This is a genomic window from Oryzomicrobium sp., from assembly GCF_021287045.1.
GTDB lineage: Bacteria > Pseudomonadota > Gammaproteobacteria > Burkholderiales > Rhodocyclaceae > Oryzomicrobium.
In genome coordinates this window covers 195,438-208,625 of record NZ_JAJTBG010000009.1, presented here as the reverse complement: position 1 = coordinate 208,625, position 13,188 = coordinate 195,438, and the positions used below count along the sequence as shown (strand labels likewise).

General features: G+C 69.1%; 16 protein-coding genes. 8 read left to right on the top strand and 8 right to left on the bottom strand.

What is annotated here, in order from left to right:
• Positions 1 to 1,496, top strand: a 1,496-nt coding sequence (locus LWW89_RS12265; protein WP_293264535.1) for a pseudouridine synthase, incomplete at its 5' end; no start/stop codon positions are given.
• A 114-nt stretch (positions 1,497 to 1,610) separates the two neighbouring features.
• On the opposite strand, the gene LWW89_RS12260 is transcribed toward LWW89_RS12265, so the two are convergent.
• Complete coding sequence (locus LWW89_RS12260; RefSeq protein WP_293264533.1) at positions 1,611 to 3,335, bottom strand: nitrite reductase; 1,725 nt, start codon at positions 3,333 to 3,335, stop codon at positions 1,611 to 1,613.
• 234 nt (positions 3,336 to 3,569) lie between these two features.
• On the bottom strand, positions 3,570 to 4,502 hold the full coding sequence (locus tag LWW89_RS12255) for a 1,4-dihydroxy-2-naphthoate polyprenyltransferase (RefSeq protein ID WP_293264531.1): 933 nt from the start codon (positions 4,500 to 4,502) through the stop codon (positions 3,570 to 3,572).
• Between the two features lie 91 nt (positions 4,503 to 4,593).
• Here LWW89_RS12255 and LWW89_RS12250 point away from each other — a divergent pair, with 91 nt between their 5' ends.
• Positions 4,594 to 5,085 (top strand): META domain-containing protein, encoded by a 492-nt coding sequence (locus tag LWW89_RS12250; protein ID WP_293264529.1) that lies wholly within the window; start codon positions 4,594 to 4,596, stop codon positions 5,083 to 5,085.
• Positions 5,086 to 5,183: 98 nt separating this feature from the next.
• Positions 5,184 to 5,411: a hypothetical protein gene (locus tag LWW89_RS12245; RefSeq protein WP_293264527.1), complete on the top strand. Its 228-nt coding sequence runs from the start codon at positions 5,184 to 5,186 to the stop codon at positions 5,409 to 5,411.
• On the opposite strand, the gene LWW89_RS12240 is transcribed toward LWW89_RS12245, so the two are convergent.
• Together LWW89_RS12240 and LWW89_RS12235 are read right to left on the bottom strand one after the other, a co-directional pair.
• Positions 5,408 to 5,989: a DNA-3-methyladenine glycosylase I gene (locus LWW89_RS12240; RefSeq protein ID WP_293264524.1), complete on the bottom strand. Its 582-nt coding sequence runs from the start codon at positions 5,987 to 5,989 to the stop codon at positions 5,408 to 5,410. The two genes, LWW89_RS12245 and LWW89_RS12240, sit on opposite strands and share 4 nt — an antisense overlap.
• A gap of 76 nt (positions 5,990 to 6,065) precedes the next feature.
• Entirely contained in the window at positions 6,066 to 6,446 is a 381-nt protein-coding gene (locus LWW89_RS12235; protein WP_293264522.1) for an oxidoreductase, read from the bottom strand.
• 193 nt (positions 6,447 to 6,639) lie between these two features.
• Here LWW89_RS12235 and umuD point away from each other — a divergent pair, with 193 nt between their 5' ends.
• Together umuD and LWW89_RS12225 are read left to right on the top strand one after the other, a co-directional pair.
• The gene (gene umuD, locus LWW89_RS12230) at positions 6,640 to 7,293 is read left to right on the top strand and encodes a translesion error-prone DNA polymerase V autoproteolytic subunit (protein WP_293264520.1); all 654 of its coding nucleotides are present in this window, start codon (positions 6,640 to 6,642) and stop codon (positions 7,291 to 7,293) included.
• Between the two features lie 9 nt (positions 7,294 to 7,302).
• Positions 7,303 to 8,601 (top strand): Y-family DNA polymerase, encoded by a 1,299-nt coding sequence (locus tag LWW89_RS12225; protein ID WP_293264518.1) that lies wholly within the window; start codon positions 7,303 to 7,305, stop codon positions 8,599 to 8,601.
• Positions 8,602 to 8,750: 149 nt separating this feature from the next.
• Here LWW89_RS12225 and rpmG read toward each other — a convergent pair whose 3' ends face one another.
• The 4 genes from rpmG to radC form a co-directional block, all read right to left on the bottom strand.
• A complete protein-coding gene (rpmG, locus tag LWW89_RS12220) occupies positions 8,751 to 8,906 on the bottom strand; it encodes a 50S ribosomal protein L33 (protein WP_293264516.1) in 156 nt (51 codons plus the stop codon).
• Between the two features lie 16 nt (positions 8,907 to 8,922).
• Entirely contained in the window at positions 8,923 to 9,156 is a 234-nt protein-coding gene (gene rpmB / locus LWW89_RS12215) for a 50S ribosomal protein L28 (protein ID WP_054621621.1), read from the bottom strand.
• A gap of 106 nt (positions 9,157 to 9,262) precedes the next feature.
• Positions 9,263 to 9,610 (bottom strand): PilZ domain-containing protein, encoded by a 348-nt coding sequence (locus LWW89_RS12210; protein ID WP_293264551.1) that lies wholly within the window; start codon positions 9,608 to 9,610, stop codon positions 9,263 to 9,265.
• Positions 9,611 to 9,723: 113 nt separating this feature from the next.
• Positions 9,724 to 10,401 carry a DNA repair protein RadC gene (gene radC, locus LWW89_RS12205; RefSeq protein WP_293264515.1) on the bottom strand — a complete coding sequence of 226 codons (678 nt, stop codon included), beginning with the start codon at positions 10,399 to 10,401 and terminating at the stop codon, positions 9,724 to 9,726.
• Between the two features lie 158 nt (positions 10,402 to 10,559).
• Here radC and coaBC point away from each other — a divergent pair, with 158 nt between their 5' ends.
• The 3 genes from coaBC to LWW89_RS12190 all read left to right on the top strand — a co-directional run bounded on the left by coaBC (position 10,560) and on the right by LWW89_RS12190 (position 13,076).
• Positions 10,560 to 11,828 (top strand): bifunctional phosphopantothenoylcysteine decarboxylase/phosphopantothenate--cysteine ligase CoaBC, encoded by a 1,269-nt coding sequence (gene coaBC / locus LWW89_RS12200; RefSeq protein WP_293264513.1) that lies wholly within the window; start codon positions 10,560 to 10,562, stop codon positions 11,826 to 11,828.
• 30 nt (positions 11,829 to 11,858) lie between these two features.
• The gene (gene dut / locus LWW89_RS12195) at positions 11,859 to 12,308 is read left to right on the top strand and encodes a dUTP diphosphatase (RefSeq protein ID WP_293264549.1); all 450 of its coding nucleotides are present in this window, start codon (positions 11,859 to 11,861) and stop codon (positions 12,306 to 12,308) included.
• A 135-nt stretch (positions 12,309 to 12,443) separates the two neighbouring features.
• Positions 12,444 to 13,076, top strand: coding sequence for a c-type cytochrome (locus LWW89_RS12190; protein ID WP_293264511.1), 633 nt, complete (start codon positions 12,444 to 12,446; stop codon positions 13,074 to 13,076).
• Positions 13,077 to 13,188: the final 112 nt, after the last annotated feature.

Genomic DNA, 13,188 nt, shown 5'->3' with positions numbered 1-13,188 from the left:
CGCCGCGCGGCGACTTCGGTGACCGTCCGCGCCGGGATTTTGCCGACCGTGGCGACCGTCCGAACCGTCCTTACGGTGAGCGGGGCGATCGTGGTGACCGCGGTGACCGTCCTCCGCGCCCGGAAGGGGATCGTCCGCGCAGTTTTGGCGACCGTCCGCCGCGCGGCGACTTCGGTGACCGTCCGCGCCGGGATTTTGCCGACCGTGGCGAGCGCCCGAACCGCCCTTACGGCGAGCGGAGCGACCGTCCCCAACGTCCCTACGACGACCGCCCGCGCCGCGATTTCGCCGAGCGCGGTGGCGACCGTCCGTCGCGCCAGGGCGAGGATCGGCCTCGTGGCTTTGGCGACCGTCCCGCCCGGGGCGAGTACGTGGACCGTCCGCGCCGGGAATTTTCCGACCGGGGGGACCGGCCGAACCGTCCCTATGGCGACCGTCCTCCGCGTCCGGAAGGCGACCGCCTGCGCAGCTTCGGCGACCGGCCGCCGCGGGGTGATTTCGCTGACCGCCCCCAGCGCGATTTCGCCAGCCGGGGCGACCGTCCCCAGCGCGACTTTGCCGAGCGTCCCCGCTGGGATAATCGAGATAACCGGGGGGGCCGGGATAGCCAGGATGGGCGCGGCGAGCGGGGCCAGGGCGAGCGCTTCGAGCGCGGGCCGCGCCACGAATTCCGCGATGCGCCGGAACGGGCGCCCCGCCAGGACTTCCGTGACGACCATGCCGAGGCCCGCGCCCCGCTTGAATCTCCCGAGCGGGTCTTCGACGACGAAGGGCTGGTGCGGGTTTCCAAGCTGATGGCCGAGCGGGGCATCTGTTCCCGCCGGGAGGCCGACGGCTACATCGAGCGCGGCTGGGTGTTCGTCAACGGCGAACGGGTGGCCGAGCTGGGCACCCGGGCGGCGCCGGACGCCGAGATCACCTTGTCCAAGGAGGCCCAGCGCAACCAGGACCAGCAGGTCACCGTGCTGCTCAACAAGCCGGTGGGCTACGTCTCCGGCCAGGCCGAGGACGGCTACGAGCCGGCCATCGTGCTGATCCGCCCGGAAAACCGCTGGTCCGAATCCGGCGGTCCCGCCTATTCGCCGGCCCACCTGCGCGGCATGGCGCCGGCGGGGCGGCTGGACATCGACTCGGTGGGCCTGCTGGTGCTGACCCAGGATGGCCGCGTCGCCCGGCGCATCATCGGTGCCGATTCCGAGGTGGACAAGGAATACCTGGTGCGGGTCGAGGGGCAGCTCATCGACAACGGCCTGGCCCTGCTCAACCATGGCCTGGAACTGGACGGCGACCCGCTGGAACCGGCCCAGGTGGAGTGGATCAACGACGACCAGCTGCGCTTCGTCCTGCGCGAAGGCAAGAAGCGCCAGATCCGCCGCATGTGCGAACTGGTGGGCCTGAAGGTGGTGGGCCTGAAGCGGGTGCGCATCGGCGGGGTCAAGCTCGGCAACCTGCCGCCGGGGCAGTGGCGCTACCTGGAGGAAGGCGAGGCGTTCTAAGCCCAGTCTTCACCGGCGTGCAGCACAAGCCGCAAAGCAGAACGGGGAGCCCATGGGCTCCCCGTTCTGTTTTCCCCGCGCCGGAAGCCGGTGCGGGGCGTACTGCATGCAGGCTTAATACACGTCGTGCTGGGTGTTGAAGACGTTGAACTTGCCGGTGGGGGTGATCAGCTTGGGATCCTTGATCACGGCCTTCAGCTTGCGCGTCTTGTCGTCCACCACCACGATCGCCGACTGCTGGTTCTTGGCCGACCACACCGAGAACCACACTTCGTCGCCGGCCTGGTTGTACTCCGGCTGGACGACGCGCTTGGCGCCTTCGCCCAGGCCTGCCCATTCGGCGATGGGCAGGGTCTGGAAGCCCTTGTCCGGATTGGCGGTGTCGAACACGGCGATGGACTGGCTGTTGGCCACGTCCGGGTTGAGGGCGGTGTCCACCCACAGGTTCTTGGACTTGGGATGGGTTTTCACGAACAGGGAGCCGCCACCCTGGCCCTTGAGAGTGTCCACCACCTTCCAGGCGTACTGCTTGTGCTTGACCGGGTCGGTGCCGATCAGGGCGATGGATTCGTCGCCCAGGTGGCCGGTGGCCCAGACGGGACCGTACTTGGGATGGACGAAGTTGGCGCCGCGGCCCGGGTGGGGAATCTTGCCCACATCGACGATGGCCACCCGCTTGTCGGTCTTGGTGTCCACCACCACCACCTTGTTCGACTGGTTGGCGGCGGTGAGGAAATAGCGGTGGGTCGAGTCCATGCCGCCGTCGTGGAGGAAACGGGCCGCCGGAATCTCGGTGGTGGTCAGGTTCTCGATGTCCTTGTAGTTCACCACCAGAATCTTGCCGGTCTCCTTCACGTTGACCACGAACTCGGGGTTGAAGTGGGAGGCTACGATGGCGGCGACGCGGGGTTCCGGGTGGTATTCCTGGGTGTCCACGGTCATGCCCCGGGTGGCCACGATCTTCAGCGGCTCCAGGGTGTCGCCCTTCATGATCACGTACTGGGGCGGCCAGTAGGAGCCGGCGATGGCGTACTTGTCCTCATAGCCCTTGTACTTGGAGGTTTCCACCGAGCGGGCCTCCAGGCCGACGCGGATTTCGGCCACGTTGTCGGGCTTTTCCATCCACAGGTCGATCAGGTTGATCTTGGCGTCGCGGCCGATCACGAACAGGTAGCGGCCCGAGGACGACATGCGCGAGATGTGCACCGCGTAGCCGGTCTTGACGATGTTGATGATCTTCTTGGTGTCGCCGTCGATCAGGGCCACTTCGCCGGTGTCGCGCAGGGTGGTGGAGAAGATGTTGTTGATGTTGTAGCTGTTCATCTTCTTGGTGGGCCGTTTTTCCGGCGGCACCAGCACCTTCCAGGTGCCCTTCATTTCGGCCATGCCGAATTCGGGCGGCTGCGGCGGGGTCTGCTGCACGTAGCGGGCCATCAGGTCCACTTCGTCGTCGGTCAGTTCGCCCGAGGTGCCCCAGTTGGGCATGCCGGCGGGGGAACCGTACTTGATGAACACCTTCAGGTAGTCCGAGCCCTTTTCCAGGGTGATGTCCGGGGTCAGGGGCTTGCCGGTGGCGCCCTTGCGCAGCACACCGTGGCAGCCGGCACAGCGCTCGAAGTAGATCTTGCGGGCCTTGTCGAACTCGGCCTTGGTCATCGGCGGCGCTTTGGGGTTGATGTCCTGGTACATCTCCACATTGGCCAGCGGCGAACTGCCGGCGTGGTAGCGGACGTCGGCCGGGTCCATCTTGGGATTGGGGTCGGCGGCGTGGGCGGTGCCGGCGAACGCGGCGGAGACGGCCAGGGCGATGGCCAGCGAGGGGACACGGAAATGCGTCATGGAGAACTCCTCTGGAGAGTTTTGGAGTAGTTGTCCGGCATCGGCAAGGATGATCCGGTTGTATGACAGCAACGGCAGCATGGCAGATTTTTTTGTCCGGCGGGCGTCATGTTGGAGACATGGCGCCCGATGCCGGGGCGGTGCAGCGCTATGCAGGACCGTTATAGCGCCCCATCCTTGGCACTGCCAAGCGCTATGCCAAGGCGGGCTGACAAATGTCAAAACCAGCGGGCGTCAAAGCCACCGGGCCAATATCAGCCCCAGGGCGAGGGCGGCGGCGAAGCCGAGCTGGAGCCGCGCCGTGGCGCCGAGCAGGGCGTTGTAGCGGGGACCGGGCGCGGTGCGGCGCACCTCGCCGTAAAGGCGCAGGGCCTGGGGGAACAGCAGCCAGGGCAGCAGCAGCCACGGGCTGGTATGGCCGCCCATGGGCGCCAGCAGGAACAGTAGCAACAGGGGAAAGGGCGTGAGCAGCAGCAGCCCCAGCACCGCCAGGGCGAGGCGGCGGCCGCCGGCCACCACCAGGGTGCGCTTGCCGGAACGGCGGTCCTCGTCCTCGTCGCGCAGGTTGTTCACCGTGATCACCGCCGCCGCCAGGGTGCCGAGCAGATGGGCGCCCAGCCAGGCGGCGGCCGGCACCTGCCCGAGTTGCAGGTAGACCGTGCCGCCCACCGCAGCCAGGCCGAAGAACAGCCAGACGAACAGCTCGCCGGTAGCGGAATAGGCGATCGGCCGAGGGCCGTCGGTGTAGGCCCAGCCGGCGGCCAGGGACGCCAGGCCGAGGGCGACGATGGGCCAGCCGCCCACGGCTACCAGATAGATGCCGACGAGAAAGGCCAGGGCGAAGGCGCCCCAGGCGGCATTGCGCACCTGGCGGGCAGTGAGCCAGCCCTGGGCGCAGGCCCGGGGCGGGCCGAGGCGCTCGCTGGTGTCGGCGCCGCGCAGGAAATCGCCGGCATCGTTGTGCAGGTTGGTGCCGATCTGGATCAGCAGGGCCCCCAGCAGGCAGGCCAGGGCCGGCAGGGGGCGGAACACTCCGGCCAGGGACCAGGCCAGGGCCAGCCCCAGCAGCACCGGCGCCACGGAGACGGTGAGGGTGCGCGGACGCAGGGTCTGCCACCAGACGGCGGCGTGGGAGAGGGGGCGGATCGGAACGGCGGGAGTGGACATGAAGGGAGCGGAACGGAGGAGGGGGCAGGTAGCAAAAAAAGGGGTCGATCTGGCAGGATGCCGGCTTCGACGACCACCTGAGGACTGTGCCATGAAACACGCCATGAAACGCAACGTCATTGCCGTTGCCGCCCTGGCACTGGCAGGCTGTGCCGCCCCCGCCGTACCGGGCGCCCCCGGGAGCGACGTCCTGCCCCCGCCGGCGGGCCTGGCCGAAACTTACTGGAAGGCGGTGGAGCTGGGCGGCGTGCCGGTAGCCCCCGCCGAGGGTGACCGGGAGCCCCACCTGGTGCTGCGCGCCGAGCCCGCCCCGGGCATGGCCGAGGGCCTCCTGCCGGTCCAGGGCGGTACCGGCTGCAACCGGCTGGTGGGCACCTACAGCGCCACCGAGCGCCAGCTGCGCTTCGCCCCGGGCGCCACCACCCGCATGGCCTGCCCGGAGCCCAACCCGGAGCCGGCCTTTCTCAAGGCCCTGGCCGATACCCGGGCCTACCGCATCGGTGCCCGGCACAACGACGAATTGGAGCTGCTCGACGGCACCGGCCGGGTGGTGGGGCGCTTCCGCGCCACGCCTCAGCGGTGAGGCGCGCTGCGATGCGGCGTCTTTGGCGCGGTGATAGGAGGCACGGGGCGGCCGTCTTCGGCCTGCTGGCGCTGGCTGCGGGCCTGGCCGGCTGCGGCGTGTCGGAAACCGCGGGCAGCGCCGCCACGGCGGCGGCACTCAAGGCCCGGGAGGTGCAGCAGGCCGCCGATGCCCAGGAACGGGTGCGCCAATCCCTGGCCGACGCCGAGCGCCAGGCCAAGGAGCGCCTGGACAGTGCCGAGGCGGCTGCCAATGACACCGGCAGCGGCACCGGCGGTGCGGGCGATGGCGGGCAATCCCCCGCCGGTGCCGAGGTCGGGCGCTAGGCCGTCCGGTAGCAGAAGCAGTCGGTGGTGTGGTCGTTCACCACGCCGACGGCTTGCAGGTAGGCGTAGCAGATGGTGGAGCCGACGAACTTGAAGCCGCGCTTCTGCAAATCCTTGGCCAGGGCGTCGGACAGCGGGGTGCGGGCCGGCACGTCGCGGATCGAGGTCCAGGCGTTGCGCACCGGCACGCCATCCACCCGGTTCCACAGGTAGGCGTCGAAGCTGCCGAACTCGTCCTGGACGCGCAGGAAGGCCTGGGCGTTGCCCACCGCCGCGGCAACCTTGCCCCGGTGGCGGATGATGCCCGGATCGGCCAGCAGCCGTTCCTGGTCGGCGGAGGTAAAGCGCGCCACTTGGGCCGGGTCGAAGCCGGCGAAGACCTGCCGGTAGCGTTCCCGCTTGCGCAGCACGGTGATCCACGACAGCCCGGCCTGGGCGCCTTCGAGAATGAGGAATTCGAACAGCCGGTGCTCGTCGTGCACCGGCACGCCCCACTCCCGGTCGTGGTAGTCCTGGTACAGCGGGTCGTCGCTGACCCAGGCGCAGCGGGTGGGGGCGGGGCGGGAGGCGTCGGTCATGGGCGGAATCCGTCGGGCGGCAACGCCGCGACTGTAGCGTGCCGCAGCCCTCGGGTCACCGCCCCGCGCCGGGCGCTCAGTGGTATTCCAGTTCGGTGTGCTTGCCGCTCACGGCCTGGCCGGCGGACAGCGACATCATCAGGAGGGCGATGCGCTCGTGCAGGATCAGGGTGTGGCTGTTGCCGGAGTCGATCATGTGCTGGCGCAGGGTCTCGCGCACCTTGGGGGCGCCGGTGACGTCGATGATGATGTCCACTTCCTCGCCTTTGCCGGCCAGGTCCATGAAATTGTTGGTTACGGTCACGCCGTGTTCCCGGGCCAGGGCGATGCCCGGCAGGCTGAGGTCCAGGTCGGCCACGCCCAGCACCTGGACGAAGGGGGCGGCGAGCAGTTGCTTGAGCAGCGGGGTGCCGGTTTCGCCGGCGCCGATCACGGCGATACGGAAGGAGGTCGTCATTGTTATGGTCTCCGAGCGGAAAAGCAGCACTCTACGGCGCCCCGGATTTTTACCGCTTGACCTGGGTCAATGCGCTTTCCCCGGTGCCGGTGTCATGGCGCGCCGGTGCGGAGTTGGAACGGAAAGGGCGGGGCTGCTACCATTGGTTTGAATTTTGTTCGGATTTCAATTTCAAGGTGGCGACGTGAATAGCGTGGGTGATGATGACAGCAGCAATCCTGGCGTCGGCAGTGGCCGGGAGGCCGGCGGGGCGGGCCCGGGGCGTCGCGGCGGTTCCCGGGCCGGGGCCGGGCGCAAGCCGGGGGGCGGGGCCTTCGGCGAACCCACCGTGCCGGTGCGGGTGCCGCAGAGCCAGGCGGCGGCGGTGATCGATTGGCTGGAGCAGTTCCGGCGCCAGGCCGGGCCCCGGCTGGCGGCAGGCGACCGGGCCGGCGAGGCGCGGCCGCTCCAGGGCGGCCCGGCCCGGACCTTTCCCCTGTTCGCTTCCCGGGTGCCGGCGGGCTTTCCTTCCCCGGCGGATGATTACCTGGACCGGGGCATCGACCTCAACGAGCACCTCATCCTCAACCGGGAGAGCACCTTCATCCTGCGCGTGTCGGGGTGGTCGATGCGCGACGCCGGCATCTTCGACGGCGACGAGATCATCGTGGACCGCTCTCTGCCGCCCCGGGACGGCGCGGTGGTGGTGGCGGTGGTGGATGGCGAGCTGACCGTCAAGCGCCTGCGCCGCGGCCCCGGCGGGGTGCGCCTGTGCGCCGAGAATCCGGACTACCCGGACCTGGTCTTCCGCGAGGGTCAGGAAGTGACCGTCTGGGGCGTGGTCACCCGCGCCCTGCACCGGCTGTAGGAGGCGCAAATGGCCCGCGCCATCGCCCTGGTGGATGTGAACAACTGCTACGTCTCCTGCGAGCGCCTGTTTCGCCCCGACCTGGAAAAGCGCCCGGTGGTGGTGTTGTCGAACAACGACGGCTGCGTCGTTTCGCGCAGCGCCGAGGCCAAGGCCCTGGGCATTCCCATGGGGGCGCCCTGGTTCAAGATCCGCGCCCAGGCGACGCGCCAGGGGGTGACGGCCTTTTCTTCCAATTACGCCCTCTACGGCGACATGAGCAGTCGCTTCATGGCCATCCTGGGACGCTTTGCCCCGGACCGGGAAGCCTATTCCATCGACGAGTGCTTCCTCGACCTCTCCGGCCAGCCCGATGCGGCGGAGCGGGGGCGGGAAATCCGCCGAGCCGTGCGCCGCGAGATCGGCCTGCCGGTGTGCGTCGGCATCGCGCCGACCAAGACCCTGGCCAAGCTGGCCAACCACCTGGCCAAGAAACAGGCCGAGTGGGGTGGGGTGTGCGACTTGGGCGCTCTGCCGCCGGTGCGCCAGGAGGCGCTGCTGCGTGGCATCGCCGTGGGCGAGGTGTGGGGCGTCGGCTGGCGCCTGCGCGAAGCCCTGGAGGGGCGTGGCATCCGTACCGCCTGGGACCTGCGCCAGGCCGATGCGGAAACCCTGCGCCAGCGCTTTTCGGTGATCCTGGAGCGCACCGTGCGCGAACTGCGCGGCACGCCCTGCCTGGGGGTGGAGCTGGCGGTGGCGGACCGGCGCCAGATTCTGTCGTCCCGCTCCTTCGGCCGGCCGGTCCATGCCGAGGTGGACCTGGCCGCCGCCGTGGCCACCTACATGGCCCGGGCGGCCCACAAGCTGCGCCGCCAGGAATCCCTGGCCGAGGCGGTGGGGGTCTATATCCGCGGCCACCGGCACCGGGGCGGTGAATGGTCCGAACGTCCGTTCCACGGCCAGTTGATCCTGCCCCTGGCCGAGGCCAGCGACGATACCCTGACCCTGATCCGCCGCGCCCGGGAAGCCCTGGCTCGCATCTACCGGCCCGACTTGTCCTACGCCAAGGCCGGGGTGCTGCTGATTGGCCTGGTGCCCCGCTCCGGGCGCCAGGGCAGCCTGTTTACGCCTCCCGGAGTGCTGGTGCAGCAGGCGCGCCAGGAGCGGCTGATGACGGTGCTCGACGCGGCCAACCGGCGCTGGGGCGGCGGCACCCTGGGGCCCGGCGGGGCGGGGCTGAGGAAGGGCATGGCCTGGGCGATGCGCCAGGACTTGATCTCGCCGGCCTACACCACGGCCTGGAGGGATCTGGCCGTGGCCAAGGCGTGAGGACGCGGGGCGGAGGGGGCTGCGGGAAATGCCGATGCGGTGTGAGCGTGAAGGAGGGGGTGAAAGCCGGGTAAGAAAAAACCCGCCGAGCTTGCGCTGGGCGGGTTTTCAGGGGAAACGGCTGAGGCCGTGTGGCGAGGGCGCCATCATCACTTCAGCTTGGTTTCCTTGTACATCACGTGCTTGCGAGCCTTGGGATCGAACTTCTTGATCTCCAGCTTTTCGGGCGTGGTGCGCTTGTTCTTGGTGGTGGTGTAGAAGTGGCCGGTGCCCGCGGTGGATTCGAGCTTGATCTTTTCGCGCATTGCTTAATGCTCCTGCTTAGATCTCGCCACGAGCGCGCAGCTCGCCGAGAACGACATCGATGCCCTTCTTGTCGATGACTCGCAGGCCGGCGTTGGAAACACGCAGGCGCACGAAGCGGTTCTCGCTCTCCACCCAGAAACGGCGGTAGTGCAAGTTCGGCAGGAAGCGGCGCTTGGTTTTGTTGTTGGCGTGGGAAACGTTGTTCCCCACCATCGGGGCTTTCCCCGTCACTTGGCAGACACGCGCCATGTCAGTGCTCCAAAATCACAGAAGAGAAAGCCGGCGATTTTAACGTAACTGCGCGAGAAATATCAAGCACTTCCGCAACTTCCCGCGAACGGCCCCGGGAAGGGGCTCAGACGATGATCTCGTAGCGGGCCTGCAGGTTGTCGAGCAGGCGCTGCTCGCCGTTATCCTTGAACTGGTCGAAGCGGATGCCCAGGCGGAAGCAGTCGTGGGTGTTGGAGAGCACCGTGTAGGCCATGTTGGCCCGCACTTCGATAAGAGGTTGCCGCTGCCCCGGGTAGAGGGGCGGCACCGAGATCAGCAGGGTGACGGCGCCGGGAACGAACAGGTTGTGCTCGGAAAGAATGGCCGCGCCCCCCAAGGAAAGATCCCAGGTCAGGCCCCGGTAGGTGGCGCGTTCGGCGGCGTGGTCGAAGACGATGGCGACGGGCCAACGCACCGGAAAGCGCCTGTGCATGCGGTGTTCGATCATGGTTGGCGCGATTATACCGGCTTGCCGGAGCGGTTCTGGAGAAATAAATGTCATGCAATGTTTCGCCAGGAATGGGTGAGAAAGTAGTTTTGCCGCGTTCAGATTAGACCACGCTCGGCGAGGGACCGGGGGGCGCCGACGGAAGGCACGATGAAGTGGTCGAGCAGGCGCACGTCCACCAGGGCCAGGGCGTCGCGCAGGGCCCGGGTCAGGCTCTCGTCGGCGGCCGAGGGCTCGGCGGCGCCGGACGGGTGGTTGTGAGCGACGATCACCGCCGCCGCGTTGTGGGCCAGGGCCCGCTTGACCACCTCCCGCGGGTAGACCGCCGTCTGGGTCAGGGTGCCGTGGAAGAGGGGCTCGCTGGCGATCAGCCGGTGGCGGGCGTCCAGCCACAGGGCGAGAAAGACTTCCCGGGGCTCCCGGGCCAGGGTCAGGCGCAGGTAGTCGGCCACCGCCCGGGGCGAGGTGAACAGGGGGCGTTCCGCCACTTCCTCGCCCAGGGCGCGGCGGGCCAGTTCCAGGACCGCCTGGAGCTGGGCGTACTTGGCCTCGCCCATGCCCGGCACCGCGGCGAACTGGGGCGCCTCGGCGGCGAACAGCCGGGTCAGGGAGCCGAAGCGGGCGAGCAGGTCCCGGGCTAGGTCCACGGCGCTTTTGCCACGGACGCCGACGCGCAGGAAAATGGCCAGCAGCTCGGCGTCGGTGAGGGTGCCGGCGCCCTGGGCGAGCAGCTTTTCGCGGGGGCGGTCGGCGGCGGGCCAGTCGGTGATGGCCATGGCGGGTCTCCGGCAAGGGCGCCGATGGCGCCGGGTGGGGGAAGGGACGCGAGGCCCGGCCCTCGGGCTAGAATGGCGGCGCCGTGGAACGTCCCGGTGCCGCTTTGGGTCCCTTCCACATTCCTCATTTCACTTCGCAGCATACTACCGATATGACAATGGCTTTGCCTGGGCAGTCCGCGCGTTCCCTGCAAGCCGCGCAAGCGAGCCCATCTTCCTCTTCGGTCGACGGGCTCGAACTGGCCGGCCGGCACATCCTGCTCGGGGTGACCGGCGGGGTGGCCGCCTACAAGGCGGCCGAGCTGACCCGCCAATTGATCAAGGCCGGCGCCACGGTGCGGGTGGCCATGACCGAGGCGGCGACCCGCTTCGTCGCCCCCGCCACCTTCCAGGCCCTGTCGGGCCAGGCGGTGTTCGTCGATGCCTGGGACGAGCGGGTGCCCAACCTGATGCCCCACATCGAGCTGTCCCGGGAAGCGGACGCGATGCTGGTGGCCCCGGCTACCGCCGACTTCCTGGCCAAGGTGGTGCAGGGCCGGGCCGACGACCTGCTCTCCACCCTGGTGCTGGCCCGGGATTGCCCGTTGCTGGTGGCGCCGGCCATGAACCGGCAGATGTGGGACAACCCGGCCACCCAACGCAACGTCGCCCAACTGGCCGCCGACGGCATCGCCGTGCTCGGCCCGGACGAAGGCGTCCAGGCCTGCGGCGAGACCGGCTTTGGCCGCATGTTGGAGCCCGAGGTGCTGGTGGAAGAGGTGATCGCCTTCTTCACCCCCAAGGTACTGGCCGGCAAGAAGGTGCTGCTCACCGCCGGCCCCACTTTCGAAGCCATCGACCCGGTGCGCGGCATCACCAACCTGTCGTCGGGGCGCATGGGCTATGCCCTGGCCCGGGCGGCGCGCCAGGCCGGCGCCGAGGTGACCCTGGTGAGCGGCCCCACCGGCCTGCCCTGCCCGGTGGGGGTGGCGCGCATCGACGTCACCAGCGCCCTGGAGATGCACGGCGCGGTGCTGCCCCAGGCGGTGGACGCCGACGTGTTCATCGCCGTGGCGGCGGTGGCCGACTACCGGCCGGCGGCGCCCGAGACCCGCAAGATCAAGAAGACCGCCGCCGGCGGCGAGGCCATGAGCCTGGCCCTGGTGCGCAACCCGGACATCCTCTCCGACGTGGCGGCGCTGCCCCGGCCGCCCTACTGCGTCGGCTTTGCCGCCGAGAGCCACGACCTGGCCCAGTACGCCGAGTCGAAGCGGATCAAGAAGAATCTTCCCCTGGTGGTGGGCAACCTGATCGCCGACGGTTTCGGCGGCGACAGCAACCGGGTCATCCTGTTCGATGCCGCCGGCGCCCATCCCCTCGACACCACCCGCAAGGACGGCATCGCCCGGGCCATCGTCGCCCGGGTCGCCGCCGCCCTCGCTTCCTGACGGACCGCACCTCTGCCCATGGACAACGCCATGCACTACATCGACATCAAGCTGCTCGACAACCGCCTGCGCGAAATGCCGCCCCGCTACGCCACCCCGGGGGCGGCGGGGCTGGACCTGCGCGCCTGCATCGAGGCGCCGCTCCACGTCCGTCCGGGGGACACCACCCTGGTCCCCTCCGGCATCGCCATCCACCTGTCCGACCCGGGGCTGGCCGCCATGATCCTTCCCCGCTCCGGCCTGGGACACAAGCACGGCGTGGTGCTGGGCAACCTGGTGGGGCTGATCGACAGCGACTACCAGGGCGAAATCCTCATCTCGGTGTGGAACCGGGGCAAGGACGCCTTCACCATCAATCCCCTGGACCGCATCGCCCAGCTGGTGGTGGTGCCGGTGGTGCAGGTGGGCTTCAACGTGGTCGAGGAATTCGAAGCCTCCGACCGGGGCGGCGACGGCTTCGGCAGCACCGGCAAGCACTGATCCGCCCGGGTGCCCGGCTTGTGGCGCCCGGTCTTGCTCCATTACTATTTCATGACATTCTGAAATAGCGCCGCAGCGGCATGGCACGTGGCTGTGCCGGAATTCGGCGGAACAACACCAATAAGGGAGCGAGACATGAACAAGACCAAGATGCGCGGCGCCGTGGCGCTGCTGGCCATTGTCGGGGCCGTGGCTGGGGCCGGGGCAGCCCACGCCGCCGGTCCGGCCAAGCCGGACCTGGCCCGGGCCGAGGAGATCGTCGGCGGGCGCTGCTTCCTCTGCCACGGCGCCGAGGGCGAGTCGTCCAGCCCGATCTTTCCCCGCCTGGCGGGGCAGAACGCCGAGTACGTGGCCAAGCAGCTGGCCGACTTCCAGAGCGGCCGGCGCAAGAGCGACACCATGCAGTCCCAGGTCCAGGAACTGACCAAGGGCGAGATGGCGGCCCTGGGCGCCTTCTTCGAGGCCAAGAAGCCCGCGCCGCACAAGCCCCGGGACGCCGACCTGGCCGGGGTGGGGCGCTACATCTTCACCAAGGGCAACCCCTATTCCGGGGTGGCCGCCTGTTCCAGTTGCCACGGAAGCAAGGGTTACGGCACCACCCAGCTGCCGCGCCTGGCGGGCCAGCATCCGCTCTACATCGAGGAGCAGTTGAAGCAGTTCAACAAGCGCGAGCGCACCAACGACAATGCGGTGATGCACGCGGTGGCCTCCAAGCTGACCGAGCTGGAGGCGAGGGCGGTGGCCGAGTACATCGGCGCCCTGGACTGAGTGGATGGCGGATGCCGGCCCGTCCGGCACTTTGTCCGCCGCCCTCCGCCAAACGCCGCATGAACAAAGGCCCGCCGGGATGCACTCCCGGCGGGCCTTTGTTTTCGGGCAT

Excerpts from the sequence above, each read along its gene's own strand:
- LWW89_RS12260 (WP_293264533.1), bottom strand. The coding sequence starts at position 3,335 with ATGACGCATTTCCGTGTCCCCTCGCTGGCCATCGCCCTGGCCGTCTCC.
- LWW89_RS12250 (WP_293264529.1), top strand. The coding sequence starts at position 4,594 with ATGAAACACGCCATGAAACGCAACGTCATTGCCGTTGCCGCCCTGGCA.
- rpmG (WP_293264516.1), bottom strand. The coding sequence starts at position 8,906 with ATGCGCGAAAAGATCAAGCTCGAATCCACCGCGGGCACCGGCCACTTC.
- rpmB (WP_054621621.1), bottom strand. The coding sequence starts at position 9,156 with ATGGCGCGTGTCTGCCAAGTGACGGGGAAAGCCCCGATGGTGGGGAAC.
- LWW89_RS12190 (WP_293264511.1), top strand. The coding sequence starts at position 12,444 with ATGAACAAGACCAAGATGCGCGGCGCCGTGGCGCTGCTGGCCATTGTC.
- radC (WP_293264515.1), bottom strand. The coding sequence starts at position 10,401 with ATGGCCATCACCGACTGGCCCGCCGCCGACCGCCCCCGCGAAAAGCTG.
- LWW89_RS12255 (WP_293264531.1), bottom strand. The coding sequence starts at position 4,502 with ATGTCCACTCCCGCCGTTCCGATCCGCCCCCTCTCCCACGCCGCCGTC.
- dut (WP_293264549.1), top strand. The coding sequence starts at position 11,859 with ATGCACTACATCGACATCAAGCTGCTCGACAACCGCCTGCGCGAAATG.
- coaBC (WP_293264513.1), top strand. The coding sequence starts at position 10,560 with ATGGCTTTGCCTGGGCAGTCCGCGCGTTCCCTGCAAGCCGCGCAAGCG.
- LWW89_RS12235 (WP_293264522.1), bottom strand. The coding sequence starts at position 6,446 with ATGACGACCTCCTTCCGTATCGCCGTGATCGGCGCCGGCGAAACCGGC.
- LWW89_RS12240 (WP_293264524.1), bottom strand. The coding sequence starts at position 5,989 with ATGACCGACGCCTCCCGCCCCGCCCCCACCCGCTGCGCCTGGGTCAGC.
- LWW89_RS12225 (WP_293264518.1), top strand. The coding sequence starts at position 7,303 with ATGGCCCGCGCCATCGCCCTGGTGGATGTGAACAACTGCTACGTCTCC.
- LWW89_RS12210 (WP_293264551.1), bottom strand. The coding sequence starts at position 9,610 with ATGCACAGGCGCTTTCCGGTGCGTTGGCCCGTCGCCATCGTCTTCGAC.